At 70.4% G+C, this 18,060-nt stretch carries 26 protein-coding genes, 1 tRNA gene and 1 pseudogene; 25 read left to right on the top strand and 3 right to left on the bottom strand.

What is annotated here, in order from left to right; genetic code table 11:
* Positions 1 to 50: 50 nt before the first annotated feature.
* From AA0Y20_RS12265 to AA0Y20_RS12220, 10 genes and pseudogenes are all read left to right on the top strand, one after another.
* Positions 51 to 710 carry a MazG family protein gene (locus tag AA0Y20_RS12265; protein ID WP_412939472.1) on the top strand — a complete coding sequence of 220 codons (660 nt, stop codon included), beginning with the start codon at positions 51 to 53 and terminating at the stop codon, positions 708 to 710.
* A 31-nt stretch (positions 711 to 741) separates the two neighbouring features.
* Positions 742 to 1,998, top strand: coding sequence for a histidine--tRNA ligase (gene hisS, locus AA0Y20_RS12260; protein WP_412939765.1), 1,257 nt, complete (start codon positions 742 to 744; stop codon positions 1,996 to 1,998).
* Between the two features lie 75 nt (positions 1,999 to 2,073).
* Positions 2,074 to 2,817 (top strand): annotated as a pseudogene (locus AA0Y20_RS12255) (SGNH/GDSL hydrolase family protein); the annotation flags it as partial.
* A gap of 96 nt (positions 2,818 to 2,913) precedes the next feature.
* Positions 2,914 to 3,591, top strand: a complete 678-nt coding sequence (locus AA0Y20_RS12250; RefSeq protein WP_412939764.1) for an O-methyltransferase — start codon at positions 2,914 to 2,916, stop codon at positions 3,589 to 3,591.
* Positions 3,592 to 3,689: 98 nt separating this feature from the next.
* Positions 3,690 to 4,970, top strand: a complete 1,281-nt coding sequence (gene eno / locus AA0Y20_RS12245) for a phosphopyruvate hydratase (protein WP_412939471.1) — start codon at positions 3,690 to 3,692, stop codon at positions 4,968 to 4,970.
* A gap of 31 nt (positions 4,971 to 5,001) precedes the next feature.
* Complete coding sequence (locus AA0Y20_RS12240; protein ID WP_412939470.1) at positions 5,002 to 5,472, top strand: FtsB family cell division protein; 471 nt, start codon at positions 5,002 to 5,004, stop codon at positions 5,470 to 5,472.
* Positions 5,473 to 5,576: 104 nt separating this feature from the next.
* Positions 5,577 to 6,047 carry a DUF501 domain-containing protein gene (locus AA0Y20_RS12235; RefSeq protein WP_412939763.1) on the top strand — a complete coding sequence of 157 codons (471 nt, stop codon included), beginning with the start codon at positions 5,577 to 5,579 and terminating at the stop codon, positions 6,045 to 6,047.
* Entirely contained in the window at positions 6,044 to 7,309 is a 1,266-nt protein-coding gene (locus AA0Y20_RS12230) for a S8 family serine peptidase (protein WP_412939469.1), read from the top strand. The genes AA0Y20_RS12235 and AA0Y20_RS12230 overlap by 4 nt, the downstream gene beginning before the upstream one ends.
* A gap of 43 nt (positions 7,310 to 7,352) precedes the next feature.
* The gene (locus AA0Y20_RS12225; RefSeq protein ID WP_289331504.1) at positions 7,353 to 8,789 is read left to right on the top strand and encodes an NAD(P)/FAD-dependent oxidoreductase; all 1,437 of its coding nucleotides are present in this window, start codon (positions 7,353 to 7,355) and stop codon (positions 8,787 to 8,789) included.
* Positions 8,790 to 9,186: 397 nt separating this feature from the next.
* A tRNA-Leu gene (locus tag AA0Y20_RS12220) sits at positions 9,187 to 9,259 on the top strand.
* Between the two features lie 69 nt (positions 9,260 to 9,328).
* On the opposite strand, the gene AA0Y20_RS12215 is transcribed toward AA0Y20_RS12220, so the two are convergent.
* From AA0Y20_RS12215 to AA0Y20_RS12205, 3 genes are read right to left on the bottom strand one after another with little or no spacing between them, the layout of a single operon-like run.
* Positions 9,329 to 10,489: a tyrosine-type recombinase/integrase gene (locus AA0Y20_RS12215; protein ID WP_412939467.1), complete on the bottom strand. Its 1,161-nt coding sequence runs from the start codon at positions 10,487 to 10,489 to the stop codon at positions 9,329 to 9,331.
* Positions 10,490 to 10,504: 15 nt separating this feature from the next.
* Positions 10,505 to 10,963 carry an ImmA/IrrE family metallo-endopeptidase gene (locus AA0Y20_RS12210; protein ID WP_412939466.1) on the bottom strand — a complete coding sequence of 153 codons (459 nt, stop codon included), beginning with the start codon at positions 10,961 to 10,963 and terminating at the stop codon, positions 10,505 to 10,507.
* Positions 10,960 to 11,328, bottom strand: a complete 369-nt coding sequence (locus AA0Y20_RS12205) for a helix-turn-helix transcriptional regulator (RefSeq protein ID WP_412939465.1) — start codon at positions 11,326 to 11,328, stop codon at positions 10,960 to 10,962. Before AA0Y20_RS12205 ends, AA0Y20_RS12210 begins: the two co-directional genes overlap by 4 nt.
* A 94-nt stretch (positions 11,329 to 11,422) precedes the next feature.
* Between AA0Y20_RS12205 and AA0Y20_RS12200 the strand changes: the two genes are divergently transcribed.
* The 15 genes from AA0Y20_RS12200 (at position 11,423) to AA0Y20_RS12130 (ending at position 18,054) form a co-directional block, all read left to right on the top strand.
* Positions 11,423 to 11,668: a hypothetical protein gene (locus AA0Y20_RS12200; protein ID WP_412939464.1), complete on the top strand. Its 246-nt coding sequence runs from the start codon at positions 11,423 to 11,425 to the stop codon at positions 11,666 to 11,668.
* Complete coding sequence (locus AA0Y20_RS12195) at positions 11,665 to 11,895, top strand: helix-turn-helix domain-containing protein (RefSeq protein WP_412939463.1); 231 nt, start codon at positions 11,665 to 11,667, stop codon at positions 11,893 to 11,895. The genes AA0Y20_RS12200 and AA0Y20_RS12195 overlap by 4 nt, the downstream gene beginning before the upstream one ends.
* A complete protein-coding gene (locus AA0Y20_RS12190; RefSeq protein ID WP_412939462.1) occupies positions 11,892 to 12,023 on the top strand; it encodes a hypothetical protein in 132 nt (43 codons plus the stop codon). Before AA0Y20_RS12195 ends, AA0Y20_RS12190 begins: the two co-directional genes overlap by 4 nt.
* A gap of 102 nt (positions 12,024 to 12,125) precedes the next feature.
* Complete coding sequence (locus tag AA0Y20_RS12185; protein WP_412939460.1) at positions 12,126 to 12,311, top strand: hypothetical protein; 186 nt, start codon at positions 12,126 to 12,128, stop codon at positions 12,309 to 12,311.
* Positions 12,308 to 12,526: a hypothetical protein gene (locus AA0Y20_RS12180; protein ID WP_412939459.1), complete on the top strand. Its 219-nt coding sequence runs from the start codon at positions 12,308 to 12,310 to the stop codon at positions 12,524 to 12,526. Before AA0Y20_RS12185 ends, AA0Y20_RS12180 begins: the two co-directional genes overlap by 4 nt.
* Positions 12,523 to 13,479 (top strand): hypothetical protein, encoded by a 957-nt coding sequence (locus AA0Y20_RS12175; RefSeq protein WP_412939458.1) that lies wholly within the window; start codon positions 12,523 to 12,525, stop codon positions 13,477 to 13,479. The genes AA0Y20_RS12180 and AA0Y20_RS12175 overlap by 4 nt, the downstream gene beginning before the upstream one ends.
* Before the next feature lie 3 nt (positions 13,480 to 13,482).
* Complete coding sequence (locus AA0Y20_RS12170; protein ID WP_412939457.1) at positions 13,483 to 14,256, top strand: hypothetical protein; 774 nt, start codon at positions 13,483 to 13,485, stop codon at positions 14,254 to 14,256.
* Positions 14,253 to 14,723, top strand: coding sequence for a hypothetical protein (locus AA0Y20_RS12165; protein WP_412939456.1), 471 nt, complete (start codon positions 14,253 to 14,255; stop codon positions 14,721 to 14,723). The genes AA0Y20_RS12170 and AA0Y20_RS12165 overlap by 4 nt, the downstream gene beginning before the upstream one ends.
* Entirely contained in the window at positions 14,720 to 15,043 is a 324-nt protein-coding gene (locus AA0Y20_RS12160) for an HNH endonuclease (RefSeq protein WP_412939455.1), read from the top strand. Before AA0Y20_RS12165 ends, AA0Y20_RS12160 begins: the two co-directional genes overlap by 4 nt.
* Positions 15,040 to 15,339: a hypothetical protein gene (locus AA0Y20_RS12155; RefSeq protein ID WP_412939454.1), complete on the top strand. Its 300-nt coding sequence runs from the start codon at positions 15,040 to 15,042 to the stop codon at positions 15,337 to 15,339. The genes AA0Y20_RS12160 and AA0Y20_RS12155 overlap by 4 nt, the downstream gene beginning before the upstream one ends.
* Entirely contained in the window at positions 15,336 to 15,638 is a 303-nt protein-coding gene (locus tag AA0Y20_RS12150; RefSeq protein ID WP_412939453.1) for a hypothetical protein, read from the top strand. The genes AA0Y20_RS12155 and AA0Y20_RS12150 overlap by 4 nt, the downstream gene beginning before the upstream one ends.
* A 605-nt stretch (positions 15,639 to 16,243) precedes the next feature.
* A complete protein-coding gene (locus AA0Y20_RS12145) occupies positions 16,244 to 16,891 on the top strand; it encodes a hypothetical protein (RefSeq protein ID WP_413331573.1) in 648 nt (215 codons plus the stop codon).
* Positions 16,878 to 17,129 carry a hypothetical protein gene (locus AA0Y20_RS12140; protein WP_412939451.1) on the top strand — a complete coding sequence of 84 codons (252 nt, stop codon included), beginning with the start codon at positions 16,878 to 16,880 and terminating at the stop codon, positions 17,127 to 17,129. Before AA0Y20_RS12145 ends, AA0Y20_RS12140 begins: the two co-directional genes overlap by 14 nt.
* A complete protein-coding gene (locus AA0Y20_RS12135; RefSeq protein ID WP_412939450.1) occupies positions 17,126 to 17,578 on the top strand; it encodes a hypothetical protein in 453 nt (150 codons plus the stop codon). The genes AA0Y20_RS12140 and AA0Y20_RS12135 overlap by 4 nt, the downstream gene beginning before the upstream one ends.
* Positions 17,578 to 18,054, top strand: a complete 477-nt coding sequence (locus tag AA0Y20_RS12130; protein ID WP_412939449.1) for a single-stranded DNA-binding protein — start codon at positions 17,578 to 17,580, stop codon at positions 18,052 to 18,054. Before AA0Y20_RS12135 ends, AA0Y20_RS12130 begins: the two co-directional genes overlap by 1 nt.
* Positions 18,055 to 18,060: the final 6 nt, after the last annotated feature.

The following is an 18,060-nucleotide window of genomic DNA, read 5'->3' as shown; positions in this document are numbered from 1 at the left end:
CCCCTTGTGTTACGTCGGACTACCCTGGGACTCCCGTCCGAAGGAGTCCGATGTCCGATCCGTTGCGCGATGCGGCCGACACGATGCGCGCGGTGCGCGACCGATGCGTGTGGACGGCGCAGATATCCCACCGCGACCTCGTGCCCTATCTGATCGAGGAATCGGCGGAGGTCGTGGATGCCGTCGAGGCCGGTACTGCTGCGGATCTTCGCGAGGAGCTGGGCGACCTCCTCTGGCAGGTGCTGTTCCATGCCGAGATCGCGTCGCGGTCGGCATCCGAGCCCTTCGACATCGACGACGTCGCGCGCGGCCTCACCGAGAAGATGGTGCGTCGGCATCCTCATGTCTTCGGCGACGAGACGGCCGAGACGCCCGAGCAGGTGCTCGTGCTCTGGAACGCGGCGAAAGCGGCCGAGAAGCGCACGCGCACCAGCGTGCTCGACGGAGTGTCCGTCCACATGCCGACGCTCGCCCTAGCCCAGAAGATGCTCGCCAAGTCCGCGCCCATCCTGTCGGCGGCACCACCGCTCACCGCGGAGCCGCCGGCTGACGAGGCCGAGCTCGGCGACGCGCTCCTCGCACTCGTCGCGCACGCCCGCGCCCAGGGCTGGGATGCCGAACGTGCGCTTCGCGAACGGCTGCGCTCGCTCGACGCCGACATCCGCGCGGCCGAGGGCGCCGGTGGCTCCGTCGCCGACCTGGAAGGATAGGGCGGTGCCCACCGTGAACCCGCCGCGCGGCATGCGCGACTTCCTCCCCGCCGACAAAGCCCGCCGCGAGCGCGTTCTCGCCGTCGTCCGCGAGCGCTACCGCGCCCACGGCTTCGACGAGATCGAGACGCCGGTCATGGAGGAGTACGGACGTCTGCACGCCGGCATCGGCGGCGACAACGAGAAGCTCGCGTACAACGTCCTCGCGCGTGGACTCGACGCCGACGGTATCCGGGCCGCAGCCGATGACCCCGCTGCGCTGACGGACCTCGGGCTCCGCTACGACCTGACGGTGCCCCTCGCCCGGTTCTACGCTTCGCACCGTGCGGAGCTGCCGACCGTGTTCCGCGCGATCCAGATCGCCCCCGTCTGGCGCGCCGAACGGCCGCAGAAGGGCCGCTACCGGCAGTTCGTGCAGTGCGACATCGACATCATCGGAGACGCCACTCCGCGCGCGGAGGCCGAGCTGATGACGGCGAGCCTCGACGCGCTCGACGCGCTCGGATTGACCGGAGCCTCGGTGCGCATCAACGACCGGCGCGTGCTCGACGCCATGCTGGCGACGTTCGGATTCGCCGAGGCGGAGCGTCCCGGGGTGCTCATCACGATCGACAAGCTCGACAAGCTCGGAGTCGACGGCGTCGTAACGGAGCTGCGCGAGCGCGGCGCGACGCCGGCCGCGGCCGACGCGTTCGAGGCTTTCCTTCGTCGCACGCCGTCGGATGCCGCGGGCTTCGACGCCGACGGCATCCGCGCGAGCCTTCCCGAGGGCGTGGGCGATGACGTGATCGCGCACCTCGTCGGCATCGGCGAAGCCGTGCGCGCGGCGCGCGGAGGCTCGGCCGAGGTGCCCCTGGTCTTCGATCCGTTCCTCGTGCGCGGGATGGGCTATTACACCGGCACGATCTTCGAGCTCGCGCACCCCTCGGTGTCGTACTCGCTCGGCGGGGGCGGGCGCTACGACGGCATGATCGGTCGCTTCCTCGGGTCGGACGTGCCGGCCGTGGGCTTCTCTCTCGGATTCGAGCGGCTCGTCGACCTGCTGGGCGCCGGCGCGGGAGACAGCCGAGACGGCATCGTGCTCGTCCACGACCGCGACGTGCCGCTGCCCGAGCTCCTCGCCGCGAAGTCGCACCTCGTCGCGAACGGTGCGCGGATACGGCTCGAGCAGCGACCGAAGAACCTGAAGGCCCTGCTCGAGCGTGCGGCCGCCGACGGCTATGCCGCCTTCGTGACGCTGCGTGCGGGGGAGGACGTCCAGGCGGCCGAGCCGCGCTCGATCGGCTGACGGGACCCGACGCCGTTCCCACGGGCGTCGATCGGGCTTCCGGATCCGTTCACCCGGCAGTGTTGTGCTGGCGCCATGACCACACCCGCGGTGCGCATCGCCGCTGCCGTCGGCGGAGCCGTCCTCTCGGCCGGGGCCGTCGCGCTCACCTCGCGCGTCGTCCTGGCACGGCAGGCGGCCCTCGCGCGGGAGCGGATCGGCAAGCCTCTGGGCGAGCTCGCACTCGACGCGGATCGGCTGTGGCGCCGCTCCTATGCCGGCGAGCCCGTGCGTCTGGTGATGCTCGGCGACTCGCTCGCCGCGGGTCTCGGGGCCGAGCGCCGGAAGGACACCCTCGGCGGGCGGCTCGCACGCGGTCTCGCGCAGCGAGCGCGTCGGCCGGTCCGGCTGCGTACCGGTGCCGTCGTGGGCGCGGAGTCGTCGACACTGCTCGACCAGATCGCCGCCCTCGGCGACGATGCCGTCGCGGATGTCGCGGTGATCGTGGTCGGCGGCAACGACGTCACGCACCGGATCCCCGCCGGGGTCGCCGCCCGCAGCCTCACCGACGCCGTCGAGGCGTTGCGCGCCCGAGGATGCGCCGTCGTCGTGGGCACATGTCCCGACCTGGGTGCTCTCCGCCCGGTCCCGCAGCCGCTCCGGACGTTCGCGTCGCGGGCATCGCGGTCGCTCGCCGAAGCGCAGGAGACCGCGGCGCGGGCCGCCGGCGCGCGGGTCGTCTCCCTCCGCCGAGCCGTCGGGCCGGTGTTCGTCGACAATCCGGAAGAGATGTTCTCCCTCGACCGGTTCCACCCCAGCGCCCTCGGGTACCGGCGCACCGCCGACGCGCTGCTCCCGGCCGTGCTCGCGGCCCTCGACGAGGCGACGGCGGCTCGGATGCTGGCGCGCGCGGACGTCGTGCGGTTGGCTGAGAGCATGACGACCGACCCCACTCCCGAGACCTGGCGACGCACCGACGCGTACCTGACGGACACCCTCGTGACACCCGATCCGGCATTGGATGCCGCTCTCGCGGACCAGCGCGCGGCCGGGCTGCCCGAGATCGAGGTGTCGCCGCTCAGCGCCAAGCTGTTGCAGCTGCTCATCCGCATCGGTGGCGTACGCCGGGTTCTCGAGATCGGCACGCTCGGCGGATTCTCCACGATCGCGATGGCGCGCGCGCTGCCCTCGGACGGGCGGCTGCTGACGATCGAGGCGGAGCCGCGCAACGCGGACGTGGCCCGCGCCAGCATCGCGCGCGCCGGCGTCGACGATCGGGTCGAGGTGCGCGTCGGCCGTGGCGCCGACGTGCTCCCGGACGTCGACGAGGAATTCGACCTCGTCTTCATCGACGCCGACAAGGAATCCAACACGATCTACCTCGACCACGCGGCGCGGCTGACGCGCCCCGGTGCGATCGTCGTGGTCGACAACGTCGTGCGTGGGGGACGCGTGAGCGACCCCGCGACGGAGGACGAGCAGGTCGCCGGCACACGTCGCGCGCTCGAGATGCTCGCGCGTGATCCGCGCTTCGACGCGACGGCGCTGCAGACGCTGGATCTCAAGGGCTGGGACGGCGTCGCCCTCGCCCTGCGGGTCGACTCCGCGTCATAGTCCCGGCAGACCCGGTGGCGGCGGTCACGGTCATCACTAGACTCAGAGTGGACCGACGACGCTCCACGACTCACCCTCCACAAGCAAGGAGTACCCCTGTGGCACTGATCGAGGCTGTAGGCGCACGCGAGATTCTGGATTCGCGTGGCAACCCGACCGTTGAAGTGGAGGTGCTCCTCGACGACGGCATCGTCCAGCGTGCGGCCGTCCCCTCCGGCGCGTCCACCGGCGCGTTCGAAGCGTACGAGCTCCGCGACGGCGACAAGAGCCGCTACGGCGGCAAGGGCGTGCTCAAGGCCGTCACCGCCGTCATCGACGAGCTCGGACCCGCCATCGAAGGCGTCGACGCGAGCGAGCAGCGCATCATCGACGAGATCCTCATCGCGACCGACGGCACCGAGAACAAGTCGCGCACCGGCGCGAACGCCATCCTCGGCGTCTCGCTCGCGGTCGCGAAGGCAGCGGCCGACTCGGCCGACCTGCCGCTGTTCCGCTACCTCGGCGGACCGAACGCGCACGTCCTGCCCGTTCCGCTGTTCAACGTCATCAACGGCGGCGAGCACGCCGACAACGGCATCGACATGCAGGAGTTCTTCCTCGCGCCGATCGGCGCCGAGAGCTTCAGCGAGTCCCTCCGCTGGGGCACCGAGGTCTACCACGTCCTGAAGGGCGAGCTGAAGGCCGCGGGCTACGCGACCGGTCTCGGCGACGAGGGCGGCTTCGCGCCTGACCTGCCCAGCAACCGCGAGGGGCTCGAGTTCCTCGTCAAGGCGATCGAGAAGGCCGGCTTCAAGCCCGGCTCGGAGATCGCCCTTGGTCTCGACGTCGCGGCGACGGAGTTCTTCAACGACGGCGTCTACCGCCTCGACAACAAGGACTGGAACGCCGAGCAGCTGACGGACTACTACGTGCAGCTCGTCAACGACTTCCCGATCGTCACGATCGAGGACGCCCTCGCCGAGGACGACTGGGACAACTGGACCGCCCTCACCGAGAAGCTCGGCGACAAGGTGCAGCTCGTCGGTGACGACCTCTTCGTCACCAACCCGGCACGTCTGGCCGACGGCATCCGCCGCAAGGCCGCGAACTCGCTGCTCGTGAAGGTCAACCAGATCGGCACGCTGTCCGAGACGCTCGACGCGATCGCGGTCGCGCACCGCGCCGGTTACACGACGATGCTCTCGCACCGTTCGGGTGAGACCGAGGACACGACCATCGCCGACCTGTCGGTGGCGGTCAACGCCGGCCAGATCAAGAGCGGCGCGCCCGCACGCTCCGAGCGTGTGGCGAAGTACAATCAGCTTCTGCGCATCGAGGAGGAGCTGGGTGACGCCGCGGAGTTCATCGGCCGCGCTGCGTTCCCGCGATTCCAGGGCTGACCTGCGCTGAAACGTAACGAGAGGGGGAGCCGTGGTCAAGACGACGGCTCCCTCTTCTCGTGCCCGGCGCCGAGTCGACGTGCGCGAGTGGATGGGTGGGATCCGCGTGTCGGGCTTCGCCTTCATCATGCTCGGCCTCGTCGTGCTGGCCGCCTGCGTGCTCGTGCCCTCGGTCAGCACGTATCTCGACCAGCGCGCTCAGATCGCGGCGCTCGAGGAGTCGGTCCGCGTCGGCCAGGACGAGGTCGACGCGCTCTCGGCGGAGCGCGAGCAGTGGCGCGACCCCGCCTTCATCACGACGCAGGCGCGTGAGCGGCTGTACTACGTCCGCCCGGGCGAGGTCGTCTATCTCATCGACGACGACCTCCCGGCATCCGCTGTTCCCGACGACCCGGCGGCAGTGTCGAGTGACGTGGAGCGCACGCGGACCGACTGGATGTCGCAGTTCGTGCGATCGGTCGTGACCAGCGGTTCGGCGCGCACGGCCGCGACCGCACCCTGATCGTGGCCGCCGAGGCGCCCCAGAAGTCCGCCAGCGACGGACGGTAGCCTGTCAGGGTGACTGCTCCCGCTCTGACGCCCGCGACCGACGCCGACCTCGAGGTCATGCGCGAACAGCTCGGACGGCCGGTGCGCGGAGTCGTCGGCATCGCCGCCCGGTGCGTGTGCGGCAACCCGACGGTCGTCTCGACGGAGCCGCGGCTGCCGGACGGCACGCCCTTCCCGACGTTCTACTACCTGACGCACCCGGGGGCCACCGCCGCGATGTCGGCGCTTGAGGCGACCCACGTCATGCGCGAGCTCTCCGACCTCCTCGGCGACGACCCCGAGATCGCCGCCGCCTACCAGCGGGCCCACGAGCAGTACCTCGCCGACCGGGCCGCCTACGGAGAGGTCGAGGAGATCGCGGGGATCTCCGCCGGAGGCATGCCGACGCGTGTGAAGTGCCTTCACGCCGTCGCGGCGCACGCGCTCGCGGCGGGCCCCGGGGTCAATCCGATCGGCGACCTCGCGCTCGAGCGATCGACGTGGTCGCCCGAGCGCTGCACCTGCGTGACTCCGCGGGTGGCCGCGTGACGCGGCGCGTCGGGAGGCTCTTGCGCGCCGCCGTCGCAGGCGTGCTCATCGTCGCCGCCACGACGGCGGGGGCCGTCGTTCCGCCGACCGACCCGGCTCGCCAGGCGGAGTACTGGCTCGATGACTACGGCATCCGCACGGCGTGGCAGACCACGCGCGGGGCCGGCACGACGATTGCGGTCATCGACACCGGCATCGGGCGCGGCCCGGCGGAGTTCGAGGGCGCCGTCAGCGCGGGCGCGGACTTCTCCGGGTCGGGAAGCGCGGACGGCCGCACGCCGGTGGGTGGCGACGACCGTGACCACGGCAGCTGGGTCGCCTCGCTCGCGGCATCCCGCGGGACCGGGCCCGACGCCGGGATGATCGGGGTGGCGCCCGACGCGAAGCTGCTCTCGCTGTCCATCGGCTTCGGCGGCAGTTCCGACATCCCGTTCGCCACGCAGGTCGCCGACGCCATGACGTGGGCCGTCGACCAGGGCGCCGACGTCATCAACCTCTCGTTCACGACGAACCTCCTCGAGTGGGATCCGTCGTGGGACACGGCCTTCCAGTACGCCTACGACCACGACGTCGTGGTCGTCGTCGCCGCGGGCAACCGGGGTACGGGAACCGACCGCGTCGGAGCGCCGGCGACGATCCCCGGGGTCCTCACGGTCGGCGGCGTCGATCGCGGGGGAGTCGCGAGCCAGGAGGCGTCGACGCAGGGCATCACGATCGGCATCTCCGCGCCCAGCGAAGGCCTGCTCGGGGTCTCGGCCGACGGTCGCATCGTCGTGTGGGACGGCACCAGCGGCGCGGCGCCGATCGTCGCCGGAGTGGCCGCGCTGGTGCGCTCGGCGCACCCCGGGCTCGACGCGAACAACGTCATCAACCGGATCATCAAGACCGCGCGCGCCGTCCCGGGCGTCACGGCGAAGCCCGACCCGCTCTACGGCTACGGGCTGCTGGATGCCGCGGCCGCGGTGAGCGCCGCGGTTCCCGCGGTGTCGGAGAACCCGATGGGCGATCTCGCGGAGTGGGTGCGCATCTATCGCCGGGCGGAGCAGGCGCCCGCACCTCAGCCCACGACGTCGCCCGTCGCGCTGCCGGAGCTGCCCGCCGCCGACCCGCCGTCGGAGACCGCATCGCCGCTTCTGCCGAGCATGAACACGCTCCTGTACGGGACCGTCCCGCTCTTGGGTGCGACCATGGCCGCTATACTGGTGGCGCTCGGCGTCACTGCTGCTGTCCGGCGCATCCGATCGGCCCGCGCGTCGCGCTAGCCGAGCCCCCGATCAAGGAGTTCTTCCGAACGTGTCCACATCTGTGCCCCAGATCCTCGTCGTCGGTGGCGGCTACGCCGGCTTCTACACCGCGTGGAAGCTCGAGAAGCACCTCCGCAAGGGTGAGGCCGAGGTCACCATCGTCGACCCGCTGCCGTACATGACCTACCAGCCCTTCCTCCCCGAGGTTGCGGCCGGTGAGATCGAAGGCCGCCACGTCGTCGTCGGCCTCCGCCGTCACCTCAAGCGCACGAACGTCGTCAACGCGAAGGTCACGAAGATCGACCACGCGAACAAGGTCGCCACGATCACGCCCGAGCAGGGCGAGCCGTGGGAGCACCGCTACGACCAGATCGTCGTGACGGCCGGTGCCGTCTCGCGCACCTTCCCGATCCCGGGCATCGCCGACAACGCGATCGGCCTGAAGACGGTCGAAGAGGCGATGGCGATCCGCGACCGCATCCTCACCAACTTCGACCGCGCGGCCAACCTGCCCGCCGGTCCCGAGCGGGACCGTCTGCTGACCGTCGTCGTCGTCGGCGGTGGCTTCGCGGGCATCGAGGTGTTCGCCGAGCTGCGCGCCATGGCGTCGTCGCTGCTGAAGAGCTACCCGCAGCTCCGCTTCGAGGACACGCACTTCCACCTCATCGAGGCCATGGGGCGCATCATGCCCGAGGTCTCGCTCGAGACGAGCCAGTGGGTCCTCAAGGACCTCGCGAAGAAGGGTGCCAACGTGCACCTCGACACCCAGGTGCAGGGCGCCGAGGGAGGCAACGTCGCGCTGTCGACCGGTGAGGTCATCCCCACCGACGTCATCATCTGGACCGCTGGTGTCATGGCGAACCCGACGGTCGTCCGCGGCAGCGACCTGCCCGTCGAAGAGCGCGGTCGCATCCGTACCCGCGCCGACCTGCGTGTGGGCACTCCCGAGGAGATCGTCGAGGGTGCATGGGCCGCCGGTGACATCTCGGCCGTCCCCGACCTGACCGGTGGCGGCGTCGGCGGGTACTGCGTGCCCAACGCGCAGCACGCTGTGCGTCAGGCCAAGCTGCTCGCGAAGAACCTCGTGGCCGTGCTTCGCGGTGAGACGCCGCGCGAGTACTTCCACAAGAACCTCGGAGCGGTCGCCGGCCTCGGCCTCGGGAACGGCGTGTTCCAGTCCGGCAAGATCGCGATCAAGGGCTTCTTCGCCTGGGTCGCGCACCGCGGCTACCACGGCCTCGCGATGCCGTCGTGGGAGCGCAAGTGGCGCGTCGTCGGCGACTGGTGGATGAACTTCTGGCTCGGCCGCGACAACGTCGCGCTCCAGGGCACGCTCACCCCGCGCGCCGCGTTCGAGGAGTTCGCCGCGCGTCCGCGTCCCGCTCAGCCGGCCGCGGAGAACCCGCAGCCGCCGATCGACCCGAAGAGCGTCGCGAAGGACGAGGGCGCCGCCGCGGTCGCTCCCGCCGAGAAGGACAACAAGGTCAACGCGAGCTGACACGCAGCTGCCATGAGGCCCCCGCACCCTAGGGTGACGGGGGCCTCGTCGTTCTCCCGCGGCCTGTGCCTCGCGCATCGCGGCTGCTGCTGGTGCTGGTGATGCTGGGGTTGGGTTGGCAGTTCGCGCCCGTTCACGGGCTGTGAGTGGGCGTGAGCTGCCAGGTGAGGGCTGGGGTGAGGGCCGGTGGGGTTGGGTTGGCAGTTCGCGCCCCTTCACGGGCTGTGAGTGGGCGTGAGCTGCCAGGTGAGCTGCTGGGTGTGCGGGCTGGTGAAGTTCGCCTGGCAGTTTGCGCCCCTTAACGAACTGTGAGTGGGCGTGAGGTGCCAGGTGAGCTGTCAGCTGAGGGGCGGGCTCACGCGAGGCGCGTGCGGCCGGGCCGGTAACGTGGGGGCGGGCCCCCGTAGCCCAATGGCAGAGGCAGGCGACTTAAAATCGCTTCAGTCTGGGTTCGACCCCCAGCGGGGGCACCGCATAAATGCTGGTCAGACCGACAAAACGGCCGCCACGAACCTCGGTTCGCGGCGGCCGTTCGCTATTTACTCGCTGTTTTGGCCGAACGCCTCGAGCGCTGAAGTCGCGTCGGGGCCGATCGCGAGAGGCTGGGCGTAGTGCTTTCGAGTCGTGTTGTCGCTCGTGTGGCCGAGCTGATCTCGCGCGACGACGATGCCGAGTTCGTCCCGAAGGCGAGTGGCGACCGCCTTCCGAAGCGACCGGGGCGTCACGTCGGCGTATGGCGTGCCGGCGAGAGCATCTCGCCAGCTGCGCCGCAGGTTGTGAGGCCAGCGCAGCGTGCCGACAGCTGAGGGGAAGACCCAGTCGCAGTACGAGTCGATGCGTCGCCGGGTGAGTACGTCGGCCGCATATCCCGGGAGCTTCAACACCCGACGCGAAGCATCCGTCTTCGGGTGCTCCTGCCAGAACACCTTCCCGTCGGTCCCGAGCACGACGATGCCATTGATCGCGACCGTCGCGTGCGGGAGCGCATCGAGATCGACGTCCTGCCATCGCAGGCCGAGCACCTCGGTCGTGCGCGCACCGGTGCCGGTGTAGAGGTCGAAGAGGTCGCCGAGGTCTGCGGTCCTCCGGTTGCCGCGCTTGTCGGGGGTAGCATCCCACGCCCGCATGAGCGCGCGCATCTCCCTGACCGAGTGCTCGTCGGGAGCGACGACCGGCTTGCGCGGCTGGACTATACGTCCGACGTCGCGAACCGGGTTGCTCGGGATGGCGCCGTGCCGCACGGCTAGCGCGAACACGTGCTGCAGCAGCGTGCGAGTCGTCTTGGCCGTGGACGCCCCATTCGACTCCGTGACGCTCTTCAAGAAGCGGTCGACACGCGGGACCGTGGCTTCCCCGAGACGCACGTTCCCGAACCCGACCCGGACGATCGTCGACAGGATGTCGGTGTATCGCCGGATGGTCGCGATCGCGAGCTCCGATCGCTCCGGTTCGGCGAGCCATTTCTCCGCGGCCTGCTTCACGGTCGTCGTGGGGCCGAGATCTTCGTCGGCGGGGGCGAGGTGGGCCTTCATCGCGCGTATGAGCGTCCGCTCGGCGTCGGCCGGCGTCTTGCCCTGACGCTGCATCTTGCGCGTCTTCCCGTCAGATCCACGGAGGTAGGCGACCGCGGTCGGTTTGCCGTCGACGACGGTCCGGCGGATCTTTCCCCACGTCTCGAGCTCTAGTGGTGGCCGTGCCATTGGCGCGCCTCGCTTCTAGTGGTGGTCGGTGGTCTCGCGGTGGTGCCACATTCCGGCGCCCATCTTCGCGCCGACGTAGACGGTGTCACCAAAGCGGGTGAGGATGCGTTGGAACGCCTCGACGATGTCCGTCGTCACGTCCAGCTCGAGCGCGATCGCGTCGACGTGGCCGGTGTGGACGCGCTCTGCAAGCTCGTAGTCGTCGATGTCGATCAGCCGGAGTGCCGCCCACTCGTCCGCACGTCGCTCCTGCTTCGCGTTGCGCGGGCCGAAGCGGCTCGGCACGTCGGCGAACACGGCGTGCGCGCACTCATGGGCTGCTACGGACCGGTGGAGGCGACGCCGCATCCCGGGACGCAGTCGGATCAGGCTCAGGCGGTGGATGTATTCGCCGTCGCGGTCCTCGGGCAGCTCTGCGTACACGACATCGACGCCGAGTGCATCGATCGTCTCGCGTATGTGATCGTCGATCACTCGTCCCCCTCGTCGCCGCCGCGGTCACGCCCCTTGCGCTTCGCAACGGCGTCGAGGCTGTCGGCGGCTCCGGACAGCGACCCGAAGCGGCCGGCGATCACGTTCGCCGGCGCCTCGCGCTCCTCGAGGTCGAAGCGCTCTTGTGCGCGCTGCACGATCACCTGCGCGTCAAGGCCGACGATCTCGCCGATTCGGTAAGCGACGGGCACCGGAATCGCCCGCTTGCCGGTGACGTAGTTGTCGAGCGCGCTGCGAGCGATGTCCATGTCGCGCGCGACAGACGAAATGCTCATCCCCGCCGCCGCAATCTCGGCACGGATCTGCTTACCAAGAGCCGCGTTGAAGCGGTCGGCACGTGACGTCATATGGGTGACTCTAGCACCGCGGCGAGTGCGATGTGTAGTCAAATCGGGACAGTCTGTCGTTGCATGCAGTCATTTGACGATGTACTGTCCTCGTATGGCTACAGACACCCGACGCACCGTCGCCGCAGCGGTGGCATTCGAGATCGGTCAGGCCGACCGCTCGAAGCGGTGGCTCTCCGACCGCACCGGCATCCCGTACTCCACCCTCGACCGCAAGCTCAAGGCTCAGGTCGACTTCAACTTCAGCGAGCTGTTCCTCATCGCCGAGGCGCTGCGCATCGATCCTTCCCGGTTGACGCCGCCGGCGTTCGTCCCCGCTCACGAGGCGGTCGCGTCGTGAGCGCCGCACCGCAGACGGAGGAGCGGCGCGGGCCGGTCCTGACGACGGCGCGGGCCGCAGAGTATTGCGGGATCGCGAAGCAGACCCTCTACAACCTCATCTCCGAGGGCAAGCGACCGGGGGTCGACTTCCCCCGGTACTTCAAGCAGGGCCGACTCAACGTCTTCTATGCGTCGGACCTCGACGAATTCATGTCGAACCGCATCACTCCGGCGCGCGCAGCATGAACGGCATCAACCCCGACGAGATCCCGCTGTGGTTCGCGATCCCCGCTGGCCTGGTGCTGTGGGGCACGTGGATCGCGATCTGCGTCGCCGAGGCGCGCGAGAGGCTCCGTCGGATGAGTCAGCAGTGACGCCGGCCGGCACTTACTGACCCACCACCGATCACCCGGGGCGACGTCCCCGATGTTTCGTCGAGCCCCGGTGCGGCACTCGACCACTCGAAGGAAATGAGCATGACCATCGATCTCACAGAAGCCGTCGAGCTTCCTGCCCCCATTCCGGCCCGCGTCGGCCAAGGCGTCGAGCTCTGCGTGAGCCGCGACCGTGACCTGCTGGCGCGCACGGTCATTCTCGCGACGGGCGGTTTCGCTGCGGCGGTCGCAGTGCTCCTGATCCTCGGAGCGGCGGTGATCGCGTGACCCTCGCCGACGCCGCCCCGGTGACCATCCCGACCCGCGTCAAGGTCGACGACCCGTTGCAGGTCGGCGACATCGTCACCGTCGACGACGTGCGCTGGAAGATCCGCGCGATGAGCCGATCGGGGACCACCCGCCTGCAGTCCATGAACACCAGCAACGTCGACATCTGGTGGACGACCACCGTCGACACCCTCCCGAAGCGAGCGAACCGATGAAGCAGCCCACCGCCCGAATCGTCGTCCCTGCAGGCGCTGACCGCGAGCTCTGGCTCGTCGAGCGCGGCGAGGGTGTCACCGCCTCCAACGCGTGGCGTATCGCCCGCGCTGGCCTGAAGGCGCGCCGCACGATCGTCGAAGAGAAGATGAACGGCGCCCGGTTCCGCGGCAACGCCGCCACCCGTGCCGGGTCCGCCCGCGAGGCCGCGCTGCTCGACGAGGCCGCCGAGCGGCTGCAGAACGTCGTCGCGAACGACGCGCTCTGGGCCGCCGCCGACAACGATCTCCACCGCGCGACGCCCGACGGCTTCGGCTGGGACGGCGACGGCCGCCTCGCGGTCGTCGAGGTGAAGTCCCACGAGCACGGCTGGAAGCACGACGGCATCCCGATCGAGCACTACGCGCAGCTGCAGTTTCAGATCCGTGTCATGGGTGCCGACTTCGGCCTCTACGGCTTCGAGGTCCGAGACGAGGACGACCAGCCGCCCGCGGACGGCGCGACGTGGAAGGTCGTCGGGCGCGACGACGAGATGATCGCCTGGCTCGTCGAGCGCGCCGACGACTTCATCGCCTGGCGCGACGCCGGATGCCCCGACGTCAACGACCTGCCCGACGACGTCGCCGCCGCCCTCGAGGCGTGGGCACCGCTGAAGCTCGCGCTGACCAAGGCGGCCGAGGCGGAGAAGGCCGCGAACGCCGCGCTCAAGAAGGCGATCGCGAAGCTCCCGCATGCCGCCCGGTTCGGCGCCGTCGGCATGGGCAAGAGCGGCGGCTTCCAGCTCTCCGTCAGCGAGACCGTCGCCATCGACGAAGCCGCATGGGCAGCCGCCGACCCCGACGCGCACGAGCGCGCCGAGCGCATCCGCGTCGAGCTGGCCTACGCCGAGGCCGACGCCGCGCGCCGATACCCGAAGACCTCGCGTCGCACGACGCTCAACTTCCAGGAGGCGTGAGCCATGCCCGAACCCCGCACCATCACCGTCGAGGCCGCCCGCGCCGCCGTGCTCGCCTCCGGCCAGCTCGCCGCCATCGACGGCCCGCACTTCCTCGCCGACCCGGAGGCCGAGTGGCTCCGCTACCACGTCAAGCCCGAGCCGCCCCTGCTCGCCCGCGTGATCATCACCCGCACCGGCCAGCAGCCCCGCGAGATCGTCGTCAGCTGGGCCGAGTACGAGAAGCAAGAGCAGAGCGACCCCGACTGGAACGCGACCCGCGCCGAGAAGCCCATGACGATCTTCGGCTCCGAGGCCGAGCGCCACGCGTACCGCGTCGTCTTCGCCGACATCCTCGTCCCGCTGCTCGTCTCTCACCCCGCCGCGACCGTCGACCCCGCGCCGTGGGACGCGCCCGCCAAGCCCGCACAGCGGGACTGGGCTGCCGAGATCGAGTCCGCGCAGACGATCCTCGACATCGACACCATCGACCGCGAGGCGCGCGCCGTCCGCGCGTTCCGCGCCGACGCCGAGGGCACCGCGCTCCACCGCCAGCTCAAGGCCAAGCGAAAGGCGCTCGCCGAGAACGCGCCGGCTGAGGACGCCTGGGCGCCGGGTTCGGGGGCGGCCGACACGGGCGCGAATCTCCTCGCGAACCTCGAGCGCTTCACCGACGCGCAGGCTGCGGGGCGCGTGCGGGCGGATGCCACGCCGACCGGCATCCGCCGCCCGCAGGATCACCTGCCCGGCAACCGTGCGAGCCGCCGCGCCTCGAAGCGCAAGGGCGGCCGGCGATGAGCGACGAACCGAACCACGTCGACCCCGCCTCGGGGGTGCTCGTCACCATCCCGGCCGGGTTCGACATCGTCCCCCTGAACGTCGCGATCCTCGACGAGGATCTCCTCGCGCAGTGGTCGCCGACTCCCGCGCAGGTCATCGGCGCGCTCTCGATCGCCCGGGCGAAGAACATCGCCGCGCCCGGCGCGCTCGCCGACTACCGGCAGAAGCTGAAGGACGCCGAGCGGGAGCGGAAGATCGCGCTCGGCCTGGCCGTCAAGAAGCTGCGAGACGAGTACGGCCGCGGCGCGACGATGACTGAGCTGCGCGAGTTCGCGTACGGCGTTGACGAGCGCCTCATGCGCGCGGTCGACGCGTACGACGAGGCGTGGCTGCTGTTCGAGTACGCGAAGGACTTCGCCGAGGCCGTCGAGCGCGACGTAACCCTGCTGCAGTCGATCGCGAAGTCAGTGCGGGGCGAGAAGTGACCCGCGCGACCGTCGACCCGATGGCCGACGCCCGCCCCGTCGTGAAGGGCCGTTCCGGCGGCATGTGCGAGCGCTGCGGCGCCGCGCGCGCGACCGACATGCACCACCGGCAGCTGCGCCGCCACGGTGACCACCTGCCCGCGAACCTCGTGCACGTCTGCCGTACCTGCCACAACGCCGTGCACGCCGACCCCGCGGCCGCCGAGCTCGCCGGGTTCACCGTCCCCTCGTGGGCGAACCCGCGCCAGTGCCCGATCAACCACTCCGTCTGGGGCCGCGGGCGCCTCGACGACGACGGCGGATGGAGCGCCGCGGCATGAGCATCATCGGGTCGGCCTTCGCTGATTGGCGGGAGGTGCGGGAGGAGTACGAGGAGGTTCGTCTCGCGGCGTACATGCTCGCCGAGGAGGCGGCGAACGGCGCGCTGTTGAACGCACGCGGCCGCGCGGCGGGGATTGACCCGGGCTCGCTGTTCATGGGCAACGAGCGCCGCGCCCGCGCGTACGCATCGCCCGAGCTGCTCGAGCACTGGGAGAAGCACCCGCGAGTGACCTATGCCGACTACGAGCGGCAGTGGGTTCGCGAGCGTGAGGCCGAGATGGGGCTCGCGTCGTGAAGGCGGCATGCAAGTTCGGATGCTGCACCGCCGAGGTCGCCGCGCTCCCCGATGGGGGATGGTCGTCGACCGAGAAGGGCTGGGTGCTCGACATCCGCCGTCAGGAGCACGTGCGCCGCGAGCGGGAAGCGGAGTTCGCGCGCATCGACCAGATGCACGCAGCGATCTACCGCCCGTGCGCCGTCTGCGAACAGCTGGCGGTCCGGCTCGACACGTTCGGGCTGTGCAGCAAGAACACCGAGACCCACAAGGCCCGCCGCGGCGGGCTCACATTCGCACCAGCAGGGAGAAGACGATGAGCGCGACGGCAGACCGGTCGATCGGCACTGGGCGCCTGGGCGTGGCAGAGCCGTCGCCGACGAGGACCGCGCCGGAATTGTGCCCCGTCATGTTCCACCCGCCCGTGACGTACAACGCGCGGCTGGACCGGACGTGGTGCCTGTGCGGGCGCAAGTCGTGGATCGGCGACGTCGCGATGCACGGTGTCGCATGCTGCGGCGGCCCTCTCGTCGTCCCGACCTCGCATGCGGAGGAGGGGGACCGATGAGCGCGATGCCTACGTTCGCGATGACGTATGTCGTCTACTGGCCCGCGTCCCGCGTCCTGAAGGTGGGGCGCGCGTGGAAGTGGAGCCGCGTCGAGAAGCTCATGCGCGCCGGCGCGCACGTGATCGTCTGCGCCCGGGGCACGGATGCCTCGTGGGAGCGCGAGGCGCTGCGCGTGCTGGCGCGCTGGTTCCCCCGGGCATTCACCGGGTGGGACTACGCCGAGGCGGTGCTCGGCCGCGGCGGGAAGGGATGGACCGAGTGCTTCACGGTCCACGAGCACGACGTGCAGTTCGCCCTCGACAAGTGCATCGAGGGCTTCGCGAGAGGGAACGACCAGGGTGTCAACGAAGCAACGAATGATCAGCGCGGCCGACCTGGCGCACCTCGACGAGGTGCCGCACGAGGCGAAGCCGACGGCGCTGTGGCTGTGGTTGAACCTCGACCCGCTGGGTCGGGGATCGATGGACCCGGCATGGATCGCGCGGGAGACGTTCTCGACGCCGGACGACGTGCTCGAGCACCTCGTCGCGCTGATGGACGCCGACTTCCTGACGACGTACGTCGCGGGCGGCGCCGAGTGGCTGCTGCTGCTGCACCCTCTGCGGGTGGACATGCGCGGCGTGCGGATCTCGACCCCGGAACCGCCGGCGAGGGATCGTCCATGGACGTCCGTGGCTGTGGGGCGGGGGAGCGCGGGCGGGCGCGAGCGAGCGCGGGAGCGGGCAAGGGCGCAGGTGCGGGCGGAGGACGCCGCGCGAGCCGATGCGTGGGACGCGGTGGCGCAGGACCGCGAAGAGGAGCCCGTGCTGCCGGAGCGCCCGCTGATCCTGGATGCCCCGCCGATGTTCTGCGACGACCACATGCCGCACGGTGCCGGGAAGACGAAATGCGGACCCTGCCGGGATGCTCGCCTCAAGCGCGACAAGTGGCTCACACGCCGGGTCTACGAGGAGAAGCTCACCGTCCACTTCGAGCGGGTGGGGACTGACGATGAACCGTTCTGAGCGCGCGATCGCGGCCATCCTCGACACCGAGCTACGGCTCCGCCAGGAGGCGATCGAAGCCGCCGACGACCGCGCGCTGCAGCGCCTCCGCGACGCCGGGCTGCACTTCCGCACCGTCGGCGAAGCCGTCACCTACCAGCGACGCCAGCGCGACGCCGCACGAGCCACCGCCGCGCTCATCGACGCGCGCAACGAGATCTCAGCCAACCGAACCATTCCCGAGAGGAAGACAGCATGACGAACCCTCACCGCATCGACATCGAGCTCGAGGCCGACGGCACGATCCGCCCGAAGCTCACCTGCAGCGCAACCGAAGGTGCCAGCTGTCGGCTGCACTGCGGCATCTGCGAGGACTACTGGGAGGACGATCACGACCAGCACGCACTGACCGACCAGGGCTACTGCCTGGCCGTCGAAGGCTGGTTCGACGATCCCGGCGTGATCTTCGAGCTCTACAACGGCGACACGACGCCGCTGCGCTCCGGCCCTGTCGTCTTCTCCTGGGATGGCGACTCGACCCTGTGGGCGTACGACCCCGAGCACCTGCCGCTCGAGGACGCCCGGCGCGCGCTCGTCGATTCCCTGTCGCACGTCGACGAGAGCACGGACCCGCTAACCCTCGCCGTCCGCGCGACTGCCGCGCTGCAGGGGGACCGTAGCTGGGAGAGCGTCGAGGTGGCGGTCTGATGCCCGGCGAAACCGTCCTGACCGTCGTCGGCAACCTGACCGCTGACCCCGAGCTGCGCTACACGCAGAACGGCCTCCCGGTCGTGAACTTCACGATCGCGAGCACCCCGCGCACCTTCGACCGTCAGGCGAACGAGTGGAAGGACGGCGAAGCGCTGTTCCTGCGCGCGTCGGCCTGGCGTGACTTCGCCGAGCACATCGCCGGGTCGCTCACGAAGGGCATGCGGGTCGTCGCGACCGGTCGTCTGCGGCAGCGGAACTACCAGGACCGTGAGGGCCAGACCCGCACCGCGATCGAGCTCGAGGTCGACGAGATCGGCCCGAGCCTCCGCTATGCGACCGCGCAGGTCACTCGCGCAGCGGGCAACGGGTCCGCGGCGCAGCCGGCGGCATCGCAGCGCTCGCAGGAGCCCTACGCCGCGCCTGTGTCCGAAGACGGCTCGTGGACCGTTCCGAGCGACGACACCCCGTTCTGAGAGGAG

The organism is Microbacterium pratiae, assembly GCF_047302165.1.
In the GTDB taxonomy this organism is placed as follows: domain Bacteria; phylum Actinomycetota; class Actinomycetes; order Actinomycetales; family Microbacteriaceae; genus Microbacterium.
Note: the sequence above shows the minus strand (reverse complement) of the source record. Positions and strands in the feature narration are given on the sequence as shown.